At 70.8% G+C, this 15,269-nt stretch carries 17 protein-coding genes; 8 read left to right on the top strand and 9 right to left on the bottom strand.

All coding sequences use genetic code 11. The annotated features are described in order from the left end of the window. The first annotated feature begins 1 nt into the window (after position 1). Complete coding sequence (locus ACYVIH_RS15345) at positions 2-913, top strand: hypothetical protein (protein ID WP_460870342.1); 912 nt, start codon at positions 2-4, stop codon at positions 911-913. After that, entirely contained in the window at positions 910-2,145 is a 1,236-nt protein-coding gene (fahA, locus tag ACYVIH_RS15340; protein ID WP_460870341.1) for a fumarylacetoacetase, read from the top strand. The genes ACYVIH_RS15345 and fahA overlap by 4 nt, the downstream gene beginning before the upstream one ends. 15 nt (positions 2,146-2,160) lie before the next feature. Here fahA and ACYVIH_RS15335 read toward each other — a convergent pair whose 3' ends face one another. Beyond that, positions 2,161-3,102, bottom strand: a complete 942-nt coding sequence (locus ACYVIH_RS15335) for an anti-sigma factor RsbA family regulatory protein (protein ID WP_460870340.1) — start codon at positions 3,100-3,102, stop codon at positions 2,161-2,163. 207 nt (positions 3,103-3,309) lie between these two features. Between ACYVIH_RS15335 and ACYVIH_RS15330 the strand changes: the two genes are divergently transcribed. Genes ACYVIH_RS15330 through ACYVIH_RS15315 form a run of 4 tightly spaced genes read left to right on the top strand, consistent with a single transcriptional unit; the run spans position 3,310 to position 6,422 of the window. Next, entirely contained in the window at positions 3,310-4,110 is an 801-nt protein-coding gene (locus ACYVIH_RS15330; RefSeq protein ID WP_460870339.1) for a basic amino acid ABC transporter substrate-binding protein, read from the top strand. A 46-nt stretch (positions 4,111-4,156) separates the two neighbouring features. Next, the gene (locus tag ACYVIH_RS15325; protein WP_460870338.1) at positions 4,157-4,942 is read left to right on the top strand and encodes an amino acid ABC transporter permease; all 786 of its coding nucleotides are present in this window, start codon (positions 4,157-4,159) and stop codon (positions 4,940-4,942) included. Continuing rightward, on the top strand, positions 4,939-5,679 hold the full coding sequence (locus ACYVIH_RS15320) for an amino acid ABC transporter ATP-binding protein (protein ID WP_460870337.1): 741 nt from the start codon (positions 4,939-4,941) through the stop codon (positions 5,677-5,679). The genes ACYVIH_RS15325 and ACYVIH_RS15320 overlap by 4 nt, the downstream gene beginning before the upstream one ends. Before the next feature lie 11 nt (positions 5,680-5,690). Next, positions 5,691-6,422 (top strand): glutamine amidotransferase, encoded by a 732-nt coding sequence (locus ACYVIH_RS15315; protein ID WP_460870335.1) that lies wholly within the window; start codon positions 5,691-5,693, stop codon positions 6,420-6,422. Positions 6,423-6,518: 96 nt separating this feature from the next. Here the strand turns inward: ACYVIH_RS15315 and hppD are convergent, their stop codons facing one another. Continuing rightward, the gene (hppD, locus tag ACYVIH_RS15310) at positions 6,519-7,733 is read right to left on the bottom strand and encodes a 4-hydroxyphenylpyruvate dioxygenase (protein WP_460870334.1); all 1,215 of its coding nucleotides are present in this window, start codon (positions 7,731-7,733) and stop codon (positions 6,519-6,521) included. An 83-nt stretch (positions 7,734-7,816) separates the two neighbouring features. On the opposite strand from hppD, the gene ACYVIH_RS15305 reads away from it, so the two are divergent. Continuing rightward, positions 7,817-8,293 (top strand): Lrp/AsnC family transcriptional regulator, encoded by a 477-nt coding sequence (locus ACYVIH_RS15305; protein ID WP_460870333.1) that lies wholly within the window; start codon positions 7,817-7,819, stop codon positions 8,291-8,293. Positions 8,294-8,305: 12 nt separating this feature from the next. Here the strand turns inward: ACYVIH_RS15305 and ACYVIH_RS15300 are convergent, their stop codons facing one another. The 7 genes from ACYVIH_RS15300 to ACYVIH_RS15270 form a co-directional block, all read right to left on the bottom strand. Further along, entirely contained in the window at positions 8,306-8,671 is a 366-nt protein-coding gene (locus ACYVIH_RS15300; protein ID WP_460870332.1) for a DsrE family protein, read from the bottom strand. Between the two features lie 132 nt (positions 8,672-8,803). After that, positions 8,804-9,454 carry an IclR family transcriptional regulator gene (locus tag ACYVIH_RS15295; RefSeq protein ID WP_460870331.1) on the bottom strand — a complete coding sequence of 217 codons (651 nt, stop codon included), beginning with the start codon at positions 9,452-9,454 and terminating at the stop codon, positions 8,804-8,806. Positions 9,455-9,522: 68 nt separating this feature from the next. Then, positions 9,523-11,295 carry a DEAD/DEAH box helicase gene (locus tag ACYVIH_RS15290; RefSeq protein WP_460870418.1) on the bottom strand — a complete coding sequence of 591 codons (1,773 nt, stop codon included), beginning with the start codon at positions 11,293-11,295 and terminating at the stop codon, positions 9,523-9,525. Between the two features lie 96 nt (positions 11,296-11,391). Next, positions 11,392-11,646, bottom strand: coding sequence for a DUF3039 domain-containing protein (locus ACYVIH_RS15285; RefSeq protein ID WP_460870330.1), 255 nt, complete (start codon positions 11,644-11,646; stop codon positions 11,392-11,394). Between the two features lie 35 nt (positions 11,647-11,681). Then, positions 11,682-12,263: a YqgE/AlgH family protein gene (locus ACYVIH_RS15280; RefSeq protein WP_460870329.1), complete on the bottom strand. Its 582-nt coding sequence runs from the start codon at positions 12,261-12,263 to the stop codon at positions 11,682-11,684. Continuing rightward, positions 12,256-13,698, bottom strand: a complete 1,443-nt coding sequence (locus ACYVIH_RS15275) for a malic enzyme-like NAD(P)-binding protein (RefSeq protein ID WP_460870328.1) — start codon at positions 13,696-13,698, stop codon at positions 12,256-12,258. Before ACYVIH_RS15275 ends, ACYVIH_RS15280 begins: the two co-directional genes overlap by 8 nt. A gap of 126 nt (positions 13,699-13,824) precedes the next feature. Then, complete coding sequence (locus ACYVIH_RS15270; protein WP_460870327.1) at positions 13,825-14,364, bottom strand: hypothetical protein; 540 nt, start codon at positions 14,362-14,364, stop codon at positions 13,825-13,827. A gap of 202 nt (positions 14,365-14,566) precedes the next feature. Between ACYVIH_RS15270 and ACYVIH_RS15265 the strand changes: the two genes are divergently transcribed. After that, positions 14,567-15,253, top strand: coding sequence for a TetR/AcrR family transcriptional regulator (locus ACYVIH_RS15265; protein WP_460870326.1), 687 nt, complete (start codon positions 14,567-14,569; stop codon positions 15,251-15,253). Positions 15,254-15,269: the final 16 nt, after the last annotated feature.

The following is a 15,269-nucleotide window of genomic DNA, read 5'->3' as shown; positions in this document are numbered from 1 at the left end:
CGTGTCAACCATCCCCGAGCCCTACCGGCACCTGGTCGACGACGCAGCGGTCTTCCCGCCCGGGAGCACCCCGTTGGCCCAGGCCCTCGCCGAGCACCGCGCCCACCGCGGATCCGGCTACGCCGACCTCGTCGGCCCGTTCGTCGTCAACGACGTCGCGCTCCCCGACCTGATCGAGGCCGTGCGCGCCGACGAGGACCCGGCTCCGCTGCGGGTGTCGGTCGTGGTCACCGGCGGCGCGGGAGCCGTCGAGCCGGCGGTCCGGTGGGCCGCCCGGGCTGAGGAGCTCGAGCTGGCCGCTGTCGAGCTGGCCCTCCGCGACGAGCAGGACCTGCCCCGCAACGCCCGCCGGGTCACCACCGTCGTCGACCAGCTCCGGGCCTCCGGTGACCTCGACGACGAGACCCCCGTGTACGTCGAGCCACCGGCCGTCGTCGAACCCGAGCCGGGCCCGTCGTGGCTGGCCGCCCTCGACGAGGTCGCGGCGCTCGACCTGCGGTTGAAGTTCCGCACCGGCGGGGTCAGCGCGGACGCCTTCCCCAGCGCGACCGCCCTGGCGTCGTACGTCGAGGCGGCACTGGACCGGGAGCTGAGGTTCAAGTGCACCGCCGGGCTGCACCACGCGATCCGGCACCGGGACGAGGAGACCGGGTTCGAGCACCACGGCTTCCTCAACGTGCTGGCCGCGACCCGCGCCGCGCTCGACGGCCTCGGGCCGGCTGAAGTGGCGCGACGGCTCGACACGACCGCCGCGGAAACCGTCGGCGGCTGGCTGGACGAGGCCGGCCCGGAGGGCCTGGCCTCCGCGCGCCGCTGGTTCGTCTCGTTCGGCTCCTGCAGCGTGCTCGAACCGCTCGAGGACCTCGTCGACCTGGGAGTGGTCGACCCCGCACACCTGGAGGGGACGCCATGACCGCCGCGACTGCACGGACCTGGGTCGAGGGCGCCGACGGCTCGCTCTACGACATCGACAACCTGCCCTACGGCGTGTTCAGCCGCGACGGCGAGGCACCGCGAGTGGGTGTGCGCATCGGCGACCACGTGCTCGACGTGGCCCCGGTGGCCGCCGGCGACATGCTCGAGGTGGCCCACGTCTTCGAGGCGCCCGACCTCAACCCGTTGATGGCGATGGGCCGGCCGACCTGGGAGTCGGTGCGGCTGTGGCTGGTCTCGTTGCTGACCGACGAGTCACGACGCGACCTCGTCGAACCGCTGCTGGTCCCGCTGAGCCAGGTGCAGCTGCACCTGCCCGCGGCGATCGCCGACTACGTCGACTTCTACTGCTCGCTGGACCACGCCAGCAACGTCGGCCGGATGATGCGCCCCGACGAGCAGCCGCTGAAGCCGAACTGGCGTCACCTCCCGGTGGGCTACCACGGCCGGGCCGGCACGGTGGTCGTGTCGGGAACGCCGATCCACCGCCCCCAGGCCCAGATGGTCTCGACAGGCTCGACCGCCGCGGGGCGGCCGATCCCCCGATACGGCCCGTCGCGGCGGCTGGACATCGAGTGCGAGCTCGGCTTCCTGGTCGGCACCCCCTCCCAGCTCGGCGACCAAGTGCCGGTCTCAGCCTTCGCCGACCACGTCTTCGGAGTCCTGCCGCTCAACGACTGGTCCGCGCGCGACATCCAGGGCTGGGAGTACGTCCCGCTCGGCCCGTTCCTCGGTAAGTCGTTCGCGACCTCGGTGAGCGGCTGGGTGACCCCGCTGTCGGCGCTGGAGGCCGCCCGCGTGGACCTGCCGGGACAGGACCCCGAACCGCTGGAGTACCTCCGGGTCGGCCCCGGCGCCGGCTACGACATCGACTTCGAGGTGCTCCTCAACGGCGAGGTCGTCACCCGACCGCCGTACTCCTCGATGTACTGGTCCCCCGCCCAGATGCTCGCGCACCTGACCGTCAACGGCGCCTCGCTCCGGGTGGGTGACCTCTTCGCCTCCGGCACGATCAGCGGACCGATGCGCGAGCAGCGCGGCTCGTTCCTGGAGCTGTCGTGGGGCGGCAAGGAGCCGTTCGACGTCGCCGGTCACCCGCGAACGTTCCTCGAGGACGGCGACGAGGTCGTGATCCGAGCGACCGCGCCCGGCACCCGGGGTGGCCGGATCGGTCTCGGCGAGGTCAGCGGCCGGATCCTTCCCGCGCGCTGAGGTCCGCCGGACCGTTCAGAGCCAGGTGAAGAGGCGCACGACGGTCCCGTCGGCGCCCGAGCGGACCTGCACGAGGTCGCACAGCTGGTTGGCCATCCAGATGCCCCGGCCGTTCTCCGCGAACTCGTCGAGCAGCCCGCGGCCGACCAGCGGGTCGTCGATCACGCCCGCGTCGCTGACCTCGACCACGAACGCGTCCGGCTGTCTCCAGGCACGCAGCATCCCGTGCCCCCCGCCGTGGAGGACACTGTTGGTGGCGAGCTCGTGGCAGGCGAGGACGAGGTCGTCGGCGGCGGCCCGGGAGACACCGGCCTGCGCAGCGAGCCGACGCACCGTGCTCCGCAGCCCTGCCAGGTCCTCGGCCCCGAACGGCAGGGTGTCCGCCGATGCCGGCGCGGGCGGGAGCTGGCCGCGGAAGCGAGTGCGCGCATACTCCGCCCCGGCGTACGGCGCCCGCACCGGCCCGTCCCCCACGGGGTGGATGCGCGCAGCCTCCTCCAGCACCTCGGCCGGGAGGTTCTCCACGTCGTAGGGGCACAGCAGGTGCCAGGCATGCGCGCCGTCGAAGGCCAGGTTGACCAGCGCCTCGTGGAGCACGGCCTCCTCCACCTCGACGTCGCGCCGGCCCGACCACACCGGCTCACCCACCCCGCGGACCGGGCCGCCCTCCGCGACGTCCTCGAGGAAACGCAGCCACTCGGGGATGATGCAGGCCGGGTTCGCCCCGAGCTCGCTCATGTCCACGAAGTCGACCCGCGTGGCGTCGGCCCCGAGGGCCTGCTCCACGGCGTCGAGCCGGTCCGGCGGCAGCGCGACGAGGACCGGCTCACCGCGCTCGATGCCCTCCCGGATGAACGGGAGCACCGCCTCGACCAGTCCGCCCAGGCCGCGGTAGAACACCGCCTGGTGCTCGAACCCCTCCAGCCTGCGCGACTCGGCGCAGGGTGTTGCAGTCATGACCATCTCCCCGTTACCGGCGGCGTCGGGACCGGCCGCCGGGATGCGTCACAACAGGATGCAACGTGGTCGTCCGATTCCCAAGAGTTGTTGCATCACTTTTGCGACAGAGTTGGAGCCCGGTTCAGCCCGGATTGTGCCGGGTGTGCGGGATGACCCGGGACCAATGTGCGACCGGCATGAGGATCGGGGACTAGTCTGCGGTCCATGCGAACTCGAGCACTCAAGACCATCTACGCCTCTGGCGCGCTCCTCCTGGCCACCGTGCTGGCCGGCTGCGGCGGCAACGACTCCGCCAGCACTGGTGACGGCGGCGACGACCTCGGCCTGATCTCGGCCGGCACCCTGACCGTCTGCTCGGACATCCCCTACAAGCCGTTCGAGTACGAAGAGGGTGGCCAGTACACCGGCTTCGACATGGACCTGGTGCGCGAGATCGCCGGCAACCTGGACCTCGAGATGAAGGTCCAAGACGTCGGGTTCGACGGCCTGCAGAGCGGCGCGGTGCTCGCCGCCGGGCAGTGCGACATGGCCGCCAGCGCCATGACCATCACCGAGGAGCGCGAGGAGAACCTCGACTTCAGCGAGGCCTACTACGACTCCAAGCAGTCACTGCTCGCTCCCACGGGTTCCGGTGTCACCAGCATCGACGACCTGGTCGGCAAGAAGGTCGGCGTCCAGCAGGGCACCACGGGTGCGGCCTACGCCCAGGAGAACGTCCCCGACGGCGTCGAGGTGGTCTCGTTCCCCAGTGACGCCGAGCTCTACCCGGCCATCCAGTCCGGTTCGGTCGACGCCGTGCTGCAGGACCTGCCGGTCAACCTCGACCACACCGAGGGCGGCAAGTTCGAGATCGTCCAGGAGTTCGACACCGACGAGCAGTACGGCTTCGCGGTCAAGGAGGAGGGCAAGGAGGCCCTGCTCGAGGCGATCAACGAGGAGCTGTCCGCGCTTCGTGACAGCGGGAAGTACCAGGAGCTCTACGACAAGTACTTCAAGGTCGACTGATCTCCTGACGCGTGACTGAGACTGCTGCCAGCCCGGAGGTGCCACGGTGAAGCGCTCCACCAAGAGACGCCTGAGCCGTGGCGCCCTCTACCTGTTGTTCGTCGCCGGCGTCGTGACCTTGGTGCTCATCGCGGACTGGGAGGCGATCCGTCGGACGTTCCTCAACGTCGACATCGCCAAGGACCAGTTCCCCGAGGTCATCGTCACGGCGGCGAAGAACACGATCCTCTACACCGCGATCGCCTTCGCCGGCGGCCTGTTCCTCGGCCTGCTCCTGGCGCTGATGAAGCTGTCGCCCGTTGCGCCGTACCGGTGGACGGCGACGGCCTACATCGAGTTCTTCCGCGGGCTGCCGGCGCTGCTGGTCATCTTCGCCTCCGCCTTCGCGATCCCGATCGCCTTCCAGTGGCGGCCGCCGGGGGGCAGTGCAGGCGCAGGACTGTTGGCGCTGATCGTGGTCTCGGCGGCCTACATCGCCGAGACGTTCCGGGCAGGGATCCAGGCTGTCCCGAAGGGCCAGCTCGAGGCGGCGAGGTCCCTCGGGATGCCGGGATCCTGGACGATGGTCTCCGTCGTGCTCCCCCAGGCCGTGCGGATCGTCATCCCCCCGTTGACCAACGAGCTGGTCATCTTGATCAAGGACACCTCGCTGCTCTTCATCGCCGGCATGGCCCTGCAGGATCGGGAGCTCACCACCTTCGCCCGGGACTCGGTCTCCGCGACCACGAACTCCACGCCGCTGACCATCGCCGCGCTGATGTATCTCGCGGTCACCCTTCCGTTGACCCGGCTCGTCGCCCGGCTCGAGCGTCGTACCCAGAAGGCCAGGTGAGCACGGTGACAGCGGCGATCGACGTACAGGACCTGCACAAGTACTTCGGTGACAACGAGGTGCTCAAGGGCATCGACTTCCACGTCGACCACGGCGAGGTGGTCTGCGTGATCGGGCCGTCCGGCTCCGGGAAGTCCACCCTGCTGCGGTGCGTGAACCTGCTGGAGGCACCGACGTCGGGACGCATCGTGGTCGAGGGCATCGACATCACCGATCCCGAGGTGAACATCGACGAGGTGCGGTCCCGGATCGGCATGGTGTTCCAGTCGTTCAACCTGTTCCCGCACCTCGACGTCCTGCGCAACCTCACCCTCGCGCAGCGACGGGTCCGCAAGCGCAGCAAGGACGAGGCCGTCGAGATCGCCCGCAAGAACCTGGAGAAGGTGGGACTCCTCGAGAAGGAGCACGCCTTCCCCGCTCACCTGTCCGGTGGCCAGCAGCAGCGCGTGGCGATCGCCCGGGCTCTGTCGATGGACCCCGACATGATGCTGTTCGACGAGCCCACGAGCGCGCTCGACCCCGAGCTCGTCGGTGACGTGCTGGCGGTGATGAAGGATCTCGCCCACGAGGGGATGACGATGATGGTCGTCACCCACGAGATGGGCTTCGCCCGTGAGGTCGGCGACAAGCTGGTGTTCATGGACGACGGGGTGATCGTCGAGGAGGGCGACCCGGCCGAGGTGCTCGCGAACCCCAGCCACGAGCGCACGCAGGGCTTCCTGTCCAAGGTGCTCTGAGCGGCGGGGTCGTGGCCAAGCCGTTCCTGCTGCTGTCCTCGCGCGCCGACGACGTCGCCGCCGACGAGGAGTACGCCGCGTTCCTGCGCGAGATGCGGTTGCCCCCCGAGCGGTTGCATCGGATCCGGATGGAGGCCGGCCCACTCCCCCACATCGACCTCGACGACTACGCGGGCGTCCTGCTCGGCGGTGGACCGTTCAACTCCAGCGACCCGGAAGACGCGAAGTCCGACGTGCAGCACCGGGTCGAGCGGGAGGTCGGCCGGCTGCTCGACGAGGTCGTCGCGCGCGACTTCCCGTTCCTGGGCGCCTGCTACGGCGTCGGCACGCTCGGCGTACACCAGGGCGGGTTGATCGACCGGACGTACGCCGAACCGATCGGCGCGGTCGTCGTGACCCTGACCGACGAGGGCCGCGCCGACCCGCTGCTCGAGGGCATGCCGGCGCAGTTCGACGCCTATGTCGGGCACAAGGAGGCCTGCCGCGTCCTCCCGGCCAGCGCGACCCTGCTCGCCGGCTCCGCGACCTGCCCGGTCCAGATGTTCCGGGTCCGGGAGAACCTCTACGCGACGCAGTTCCACCCCGAGCTCGACAAGGCCGGGATCATCACGCGGGTCCACGTCTACCAGGACGCCGGCTACTTCCCGCCGCACGAGCTCGACCTGCTGGTGGCCCGACTCGAGCGCACCCACGTCACCGCTCCCCCGCGGATCCTGGCCAACTTCGTCGCCCGCTACGGCTGACCCCAAGTAACGCGGGGTTATGGACGCTGACCATGCGGCACAACCCGTGCTTTGCGTCCACAACCCCGCACCAGTGTCGGGCTTGGCGGCGGCAGGTCAGAGGTTCCCGCGACGCTCCTGCTCGCGCTCGATCGCCTCGAACAGCGCCTTGAAGTTGCCCTTGCCGAAGCCGAGCGAGCCGTGCCGCTCGATGAACTCGTAGAACACCGTGGGACGGTCGCCGACCGGCTTGGTGAAGATCTGCAGCAGGTAGCCGTCCTCGTCCCGGTCGACCAGGATCCGGCGCTTCTTCAGCTCCTCGATCGGCACGCGCACGTTGCCGATCCGCTCGCGCAGCTCGGGGTCGTCGTAGTAGGAGTCGGGGGTGTCGAGGAACTCGATCCCGTTCTCGCGCAGGATGTCGACGGTGCGCAGGATGTCGCCGGTCGCGAGCGCGATGTGCTGGCAGCCGGCACCGTCGTAGAACTCGAGGTACTCGTCGATCTGCGACTTCTTCTTCGCGATCGCCGGCTCGTTGAGGGGGAACTTCACGCGGTGGTTGCCGCTGGCGACCACCTTCGACATCAGCGCGGAGTAGTCGGTGGCGATGTCGTCGCCGATGAACTCCGCCATGTTCGTGAAGCCGAGCACCTTGTTGTAGAACTCCACCCACTCGTCCATACGGCCGAGCTCGACGTTGCCGACGCAGTGGTCGACGGCCTGGAACAGCCGACGGGGGTGCCCCTCGCGGCGGGTCACCGCGGTCTTCCGCGCGACGTAGCCGGGAAGGTACGGGCCGTCGTACCGGGAGCGGTCGACGAGCGTGTGGCGGGTCTCGCCGTACGTCGCGATCGCCGCGAGCCGGACAGTGCCGTGCTCGTCGCTGACGTCGTGCGGCTCCTCGAGGATCGTCGCGCCCTGGGAGCGTGCGTGCTCGATGCACCTGTCCACGTCGGGCACCTCGAGCGCGAGGTCGACGACGCCGTCACCGTGCTTGCGGTGGTGGTCGAGCACCGGGCTGTCCGGGGTGACCCCGCCGGTGAACACGAACCGCGCGGACCCGGAGCGCAGCACGAAGCTCTTGGAGTCCCGGCAGCCCGTCTCCGGGCCGCGGTACGCCTCGAGGTCCATGCCGAAGGCGAGCTGGTAGAAGCTCGCCGTCTGGGTGGCGTTGCCGACGACGAACCCGACCGCGTCCATGGCGGTCACCGGGAACGGGTCGGAGCTGGCGTCGTACTCGACGAGGCCGACGAGCTGCTTGAGCTGCTCGAGGGTGAGGTCGGACCGCAGCTCGTCGGCGGTGAGGGCGTGAGAGGTCGGGGTGGCAGTCATGCCGGGGAGGATGTCCGGTTCACCGCAAGATGTGCAAGGGTACGGCGAGACACTAGGCAGATTGTCCAGCGGAAGGGCGTGACATGGACCACCTGGATGCCACATTGCTCCGTCTGTTCACCGACGAGCCCCGGATCGGGGTGCTCGAGGCGTCCCGGCGGCTCGGCGTGGCCCGCGGCACCGTGCAGGCGCGGCTGGACAAGCTCACCCGTGCCGGCGTGATCGCGGGCTGGGGTCCGGTGCTCGACCCGGAGGCGATCGGCTATCCGGTCACCGCCTTCCTGACCCTGGAGATCCGCCAGGGCAAGGGACACGAGGTGATCGCCCAGCACCTGGCGACGATCCCCGAGGTGCTCGAGGCGTGCACGATCACCGGCGCCGGCGACATGTGGGCGCGGGTGGTGGCCCGGTCGAACGCCGACCTGCAGCGGGTGATCGACGCCGTCCTGTCCGACTCGGGAATCGTGCGCTCCTCGACCGTGATCGCGCTCGCCACCCAGATCCCGCACCGGGTGCTCCCCCTGCTGGAGGGCGCGGTGGAGGACCAGCCGACCCCGTGACCTGACCGCGGCTCAGTAGCTGAACGTGGTCGCGGCGTCGTCGCCGATCCACTCCCACATCGGGACGGTCCCGCCGAGCTCGGCGTTGTCGAGCAGGTCGCCCTTGTCGAGCTTGCGGGCGTCGAAACAGATCGGACAGACGAGGAAGCGCCCTCCGGCGGTGGCAAAGCGCTCCATGAGATCCCGCAGTGGCGGGCAGCCGTCGCACGCGACCGCGTGGGCGAAGCCCGGGATCGCAAGGCGGACCGCCTCCTTGGTGAGGAACATCAGGGTCGGCCGACCCTTCTCCGCGGCGCCCACCGCGACGAGGAACGCCACGGTCACCTTCTCGGAGTCCTCGAGGCCGGTGGTCAGGCTGACGACTGCTTTGTTGCTCATGACGGCTCCCGGTGCCGGGCCCCCCGGCGGGTCGTGGTGAGCAGGCGCGACGGTCCTGGCAACCTACGCGCGCCGCCGACACCGGCGCCATAGCTCCTCCGGGCCATTGACCCGGCCGCCGTCCGGGCCGGCCTAGCCGAGCCGCTTGGCGATGTCGTCGGCGGCTGCGACGACACGCGCCCCGGCGACCTCGAGCTCGATCTCCCCGAGGGTGATGACGCCGACCGACGCCTCGAACCCCTCGACGCCGAGCACCGGCGAGGCGAGCCCCTGCGCGCCGGGCTGCAGCTCCCCGGAGGTGTGCACGAACCGCTCCCCGGCGGGCCGGGGTCCGGGCAGGTCGCGGCCGAGCAGGATCGCCCGCCCCGCAGCGCCCTGGTCGAGCGGGTGCCGCGCGCCGACCCGGTAGGCCACGTGGTAGTCGGTCCAGCTGGGCTCCACGACGGCGATCGCGAGCGCCTCTCCCCCGTCGGCCAGGGTCAGGTGCGCCGTCGCGCCGAGGTCCTCGGCGAGCGAGCGCAGCACCGGGCCGGCCACCTCGCGCAGCACCGGCTGCAGCCCACGAGCGAGGGCGAGCACCCCGAGCCCCACGTGCAGCCGCCCTGTCCCGTCGCGGCGGGCGAGCCCGTGCTGCTCCAACGTCGTGATGAGCCGGTAGACGACCGTGCGGTTGACCCCGATCTCGGTGGCGAGCTCGGTGACGGTGAGGCCGCTGGGGTGGTCGGCCAGCACGGCGAGGACACGCAGGCCACGATCGAGGGTCTGCGAGGTCTCAGCGGCCATGGGCAGCAGAGTAGCCGTGCCCGTCGTACCGTCCGCGAGGTCGCTGCGTCCCTGGACCGCCCGCAGGCTCAGGAGGTCTTGCGGGTCGCCCACTCGCGGATCCGGTCGATCCGCTTGGCGAGCTGGTCGGCGGTGGCCACGGCGGCGGCAGGACCTCCGCACTCACGGCGCAGCGCGGCGTGAGTCACCCCGTGCGGCTGGCCGGTGCGGTGGTGCCAGGCGGCGACGAGGCTGTTGAGCTCACGCCGGAGCACCGCGAGGTGCTCGTGGGTCGCGACGTCGCGGGTGACGTCCTCGGGGGTGGAGGACGTCCTGCGCTGCTGCCGCTTGGCCCGCTCGCTCTGCCGCTGGTGGAGCAGGTCGCGGACCTGGTCGGGCTCGAGCAGGCCGGGGATGCCGAGGAAGTCCATCTCCTCCTCGGAGCCGACGTGCACCTCGCCCGCGTGGCCGAACTCGCCGCCGTCGTAGAGCACCCGGTCGAAGGTGGCCTGGGAGCCCATCGCCTCGAAGCTGCCGAGCTCCTCCGCGCTGGCGGCCTCCGAGGCCTGGGCCTGGTTGAGCAGGTCCTCCTCGGCGGCGAAGATGTCGCCGTCGTCGTTGACCTTGCGCTTGAGCACGTGGTCGCGCTGCACCTCCATCTCGGAGGCGAAGCCGAGCAGGTTGGGCACCGACGGCAGGAACACCGACGCGGTCTCACCGCGCCTGCGCGCTCGCACGAAGCGCCCGACCGCCTGCGCGAAGAACAGCGGCGTGGACACGGTGGTGGCGTAGACGCCGACCGCCAGCCGAGGTACGTCGACCCCCTCGGAGACCATCCGCACCGCGACCATCCAGCGGTCGTCGCTCTCGGAGAACTTCGCGATCCGCTTCGAGGACTCCTTCTCGTCGGAGAGCACGACGACGGGGCGGGTGCCGGTGATCTCCTTGAGCAGCGCGGCGTACGCACGCGCGGAGTCCTGGTCGGAGGCGATCACGAGGCCGCCGGCGTCGGCGACGTGTCGCCTGACCTCCGCGAGCCGGCGGTCGGCGGCCTGGAGCACCGACGGCATCCAGGAGCCCTTCGGGTCCAGCGCGGTGCGCAGCGCCTGCGCGGTCATGTCCTTGGTGAGCGGTTCGCCGAGCCGGGCGGCGATCTCGTCGCCGGCCCGGGTGCGCCACTGCATCTCGCCGCTGTAGGCCATGAACAGCACCGGACGCACTACGTGGTCGGCCAGCGCGTGCGCGTAGCCGTAGGTGAAGTCCGCGACGCTCTTCGGCACGCCGTCGGCGTCGGGGGCGTAGGTCACGAACGGGATCGGGTTGATGTCGGACCGGAACGGCGTGCCGGTCAGCGCCAGCCGGCGCGCGGCCGGCTGGAACGCCTCGCGCACCGCCTCGCCCCAGGACAGTGCGTCTCCGGCGTGGTGCACCTCGTCGAGGATCACCAGGGTCTTGAACCGCTCGGTGCGGATCCGGTGCGCCAGCGGGTTGGTCGCGACCCCGGCATAGGTCACGGCGACCCCGACGAAGTCCTTGCTGGTGGGGCCCTTCTTCCCGGAGTACGACGGGTCGATCGGGATGCCGACCCGCGCGGCAGCCTCGGCCCACTGGGTCTTGAGGTGCTCGGTCGGGGCCACGACGGTGACCCGCTCGACCACCCGGCGTGACAGCAGCTCGGCCGCGACGGTCAGCGCGAACGTCGTCTTTCCGGCGCCCGGGGTCGCGACGGCGAGGAAGTCACGCGGGTTGGTGGTGAAGTACTGCTCGATGGCCGCCTGTTGCCAGGCGCGGAGCTTGGTGGCAGTGCCCCAGGCGGCCCGGTCGGGGTACGCCGGGGGAAGGTCCTGGAGCGGGGCAGGGATGGGTTCGGCGGGGCTGCCGAGGTGCTGGTCAGCGCGGTTCGCAGACGCCACGGACTGCCTTTCGGGTGGGTGCGAGCGGGACGAGCGGGCGGGAGGTCACTCCTCGCCGGAGTCGTCGCGCAGCTCTTCCCACGCCTCCTTGCACTCCGGGCAGACCGGGTACTTCTCGGGGTCGCGGCTGGGCACCCACACCTTGCCGCACAGGGCGACGACGGGGGTCCCCATCACCATCGCCTCGGTCAGCTTGTCCTTGGGCACGTAGTGGGAGAACCGCTCGTGGTCGCCTTGGTCGGTCGGGACCGTCTGCTGCTGCTCGATGGTCTGGGCGCCGGGGCTCATCTGGGTACTCACCCGGCCCAGTCTAACGGCGGTCGCCCCGGATCCGGTCAGTTCAGCGTGGGATCGGCCGGCCTGGTGGACACCCAGGCCAGCTCGCCGGGCTGTCGGCGCAGCACTCGGGCCCAGAGGCCGTGCGGCGAGGCGCCGAAGACGTCGTCGAGCTCCATCGGTACGACGTACCAGGACCCCTCCTCGATCTCGGCGACCAGCTGACCGTCGCCCCAGCCGGCGTAGCCGGCGAAGATCCGCATCCGCTCGATCGCACCGCCGAGCAGCTCAGTCGGCGTGTCGAGGTCGACCATGCCGGTGGCGTCGAAGAGCCTCCGGAAGCCGACCGGGTCACCCTCGGGGTCCTGAGCGGGCGGGACGGCGGCGACCGCCAACGCCGAGTCGGTGGCCACGGGACCACCGTGGAAGAGCACCGGCGGCTCGCCGACCAGTCCGCTCCACCCCTCGAGGATGTCCCCCACCGGCACCGGCGACGGCCGGTTCAGCACGACACCGAGCGTGCCGCTCGGGTCGTGGTCGAGCACCAGCACGACGCTGCGCTCGAAGTTCGGATCGACGAGCCTGGGCGTCGCGACCAGCAGCCGGCCTGCGCGCAGGACGGTGCCGTCCGGGTCAGCCATCGCGCCCTCCCGCCAGTGCCGGATCTCCGGCTGCCTCGCGCTGTGCGCTCGCCGACTCGGCCGCCTGGCGCACCGCCGCCGCGACCGACTTGTGCACGTCGGGATGGAAGACGCTGGGGATGATGTAGTCCGCGTTGAGCTCGTCCTCGCTGACGGCGTCGGAGACCGCGTTCGCGGCGGCGACCAGGATGCTGTTGTCGATGCCGCGCGCGGAGGCGTCGAGGAGCCCGCGGAAGACGCCGGGGAAGGCCAGCACGTTGTTGATCTGGTTCGGGTAGTCCGACCGGCCGGTGGCGACCACCGTCGCGTGCTTGCGCGCCTCGGCGGGGTCGACCTCCGGCACCGGGTTGGCCAGCGCGAAGACCACCGAGCCGTCGGCCATGGTGGCGATGTCCTCACCGGTCAGCAGGTTCGGCGCGGAGACGCCGATGAACACGTCGGCCCCGTGGAGGGCGTCGCACAGGCTGCCGGTCACCGACGCCTTGTTGGTCGCCTCGGCCAGCCAGCGCAGCGACTCGTGGAGCCCGGGCCGGTCCCGGTGGATCACGCCCTCGATGTCGGCGACCACCACGTCGGTCACTCCCGCCTCGAGCAGCACCCGCAGGATCGCGGAGCCGGCCGCGCCCGCGCCGGACATCACCACGCGCACCGCGGACATCTCCTTGCCTACCACCCGCAGGGCGTTCCGCAGCGCTGCGAGTACGACGATCGCGGTGCCGTGCTGGTCGTCGTGGAAGACCGGGATGTCGAGGATCTCGCGCAGCCGCGCCTCGACCTCGAAGCAGCGAGGAGCCGAGATGTCCTCGAGGTTGATCCCCGCGAACCCGGGTGCGATCGCCCGGACGATCTCCACGATCTGGTCGGGGTCCTGGGTGTCGAGGCACAGCGGCCAGGCGTCGATCCCGCCGAAGCGCTTGAACAGCGCGGCCTTGCCCTCCATCACCGGCAGTGCAGCACCGGGGCCGATGTTGCCGAGGCCGAGCACGGCCGAGCCGTCGGTGACGACGGCGACCGTGTTGCGCTTGATCGTGAGCCGGCGGGCGTCCTCGGGGTTGGCGGCGATCGCCTCGCAGACCCGGGCGACGCCGGGCGTGTAGACCATCGAGAGGTCGTCACGGTTGCGGATCGGGTGCTTGGCGGCCATCTCGATGGTGCCCCCGAGGTGCATCAGGAAGGTCCGGTCGGACACCTTGTGCACGACGACACCCTCGACCTGCTTGAGCGCCTCGACGAGCTGCTCGGCGTGGGCGGTGTCGTAGGCGGCGCAGGTGACGTCGATGCTGAGCTTGTTGTGGCCCGAGGCCGTCACGTCGAGGGCGGTCACCATGCCGCCACTCCGCTCGACCGCCGCGGTCAGCTCGCTGGTCGCGGCGCCGCCCGCAGGGACCTCGAGGCGGACGGTGATGGAGTAGGAGATGCTCGGTGTCGTTGCCACGCCCACATGTTGTCATGCCGGTGCACACGAGCCCCGGCGGCGACGCAGGTGCGGAAGCGAGCCGCGTGATGCGTCGCAGCCGGGGCTGCGCGGGTGAGGGTCGGTGACCCTCGGTGGTGGATCGGGTCAGGCGACGAGGTGTGCCTTGAAACGTTCGAGCAGCGACTGCCTGCCCTGTGCCGCGTGTCGCGCGGGACCCGACGCCGGGGTCGGGCGGTAGGCCGCGCGGGCCTTCTGCTCGATCGCACGGCCGACAGCGGCTGCGCCCTTGTCGGCGGGACTCGCCTTGCCGGCCATGGCCGCCATCAGCGTCCAGTCCTTGCGGTGCGCCTTGTCAAGCATCTGCGCGATCTCCTCGGAGCCGGGCTGCGCCGTGTGCGCGTCGAGGATCGCACGCACTCCGGCGAGGTCGGCGGCGGTGGTGCGCCAGGCGGTCATCACCGCGGCCTCGAGGTCCAGGGGCTGGCTCATGAGCTCACGCTCGATGGCGCCGGCCAGGCGGGTGTGCCAGCGAAGCTGCAGCGCGCCGAGCAGGGTGAGCTCGTCGCCGAACGTCTCCACGACGCCGGGCAGCTCCATCGGGAGCACCCCGTCGCGGTGGGCCTCGGCGTGGGCGAGAACGTTTCGCAGTACCTCTCCGCGGCGGTGGAAAGCGTCCCAGGTCATGGGTCCATCCTTTCTACATACCGTTGGTACGTACCAACGGTATGGAAAACTGCCCTGCTGGGCCAGCCTTGAAACGGTGTTGTGCGGCACAGCCGCCGTGTTCTGCGGCACAGCTGCCGTGTTCTGGGGCACAGCGCGCGTTCTGGCTGACGTGGCCGCCGTACACCGGCCCCAGCCACGCGCCGGACATATGCTCGGCTGCATGACCACCAAAGTCCTCCGGAAGGTGTCGGGCTCCTCGCGCCGCCAGCAGTACTCGGCTGCCACCAAGCGCGCGCTCGTCGACGTGGCCGCCGAGCTGTTCACCGAGCAGGGCTACGCCGGCACCAGCCTGGACGCGATCGTGTCCGGGGCCCGGGTCACCAAGGGGGCGCTGTACCACCACTTCAGCGGCAAGCAGGCGTTGTTCGAGGCGGTCTTCGAGAAGGTCGAGGCCGATGCCAGCAAGACGATCCGCAAGGCGATCCGGACCACCCGGGACCCGTGGGAGAAGGCGACGGTGGGCCTGCGTTCCTTCCTCGAGGTCGTCCAGCAGCCGGAGTACAGCCGGATCGTGATCCAGGAGGGCCCGGTCGTGCTCGGCTACGAGCGCTACCGGGAGCAGGAGGAGCGCTCGACGTTCGGCATCGTCCAGGAGATCGTCTCCACCGTGCTCCGGACCTACGACCTCGAGCCGAGCATGGTGGAGACCTTCAGCCGGGTGTTCTTCGGCGCCATGTCCGCCGCCGGGGCCGCCGTGTCGTCGGCCGAGGACACGAAGCGGGCCAGCGCCGAGGTCGAGGCCGCGATCGCGTTCATCCTCGCCGGACTGCGCCAGCAGGCGGAAGCCGGCGTCCAGCTGCCCGGCCCCGACGAGCTGGCCGGGCAGGCGGACGACGCGGAGGCCTGACCGCCGGCCGAGCCCA

Source organism: Nocardioides pakistanensis, assembly GCF_054781215.1.
Note: the sequence above shows the minus strand (reverse complement) of the source record. Positions and strands in the feature narration are given on the sequence as shown.

Excerpts from the sequence above, each read along its gene's own strand:
- ACYVIH_RS15305 (WP_460870333.1), top strand. The coding sequence starts at position 7,817 with ATGGACCACCTGGATGCCACATTGCTCCGTCTGTTCACCGACGAGCCC.
- ACYVIH_RS15280 (WP_460870329.1), bottom strand. The coding sequence starts at position 12,263 with ATGGCTGACCCGGACGGCACCGTCCTGCGCGCAGGCCGGCTGCTGGTC.
- hppD (WP_460870334.1), bottom strand. The coding sequence starts at position 7,733 with ATGACTGCCACCCCGACCTCTCACGCCCTCACCGCCGACGAGCTGCGG.
- ACYVIH_RS15270 (WP_460870327.1), bottom strand. The coding sequence starts at position 14,364 with ATGACCTGGGACGCTTTCCACCGCCGCGGAGAGGTACTGCGAAACGTT.
- ACYVIH_RS15265 (WP_460870326.1), top strand. The coding sequence starts at position 14,567 with ATGACCACCAAAGTCCTCCGGAAGGTGTCGGGCTCCTCGCGCCGCCAG.
- ACYVIH_RS15335 (WP_460870340.1), bottom strand. The coding sequence starts at position 3,102 with ATGACTGCAACACCCTGCGCCGAGTCGCGCAGGCTGGAGGGGTTCGAG.
- ACYVIH_RS15300 (WP_460870332.1), bottom strand. The coding sequence starts at position 8,671 with ATGAGCAACAAAGCAGTCGTCAGCCTGACCACCGGCCTCGAGGACTCC.
- fahA (WP_460870341.1), top strand. The coding sequence starts at position 910 with ATGACCGCCGCGACTGCACGGACCTGGGTCGAGGGCGCCGACGGCTCG.
- ACYVIH_RS15295 (WP_460870331.1), bottom strand. The coding sequence starts at position 9,454 with ATGGCCGCTGAGACCTCGCAGACCCTCGATCGTGGCCTGCGTGTCCTC.
- ACYVIH_RS15330 (WP_460870339.1), top strand. The coding sequence starts at position 3,310 with ATGCGAACTCGAGCACTCAAGACCATCTACGCCTCTGGCGCGCTCCTC.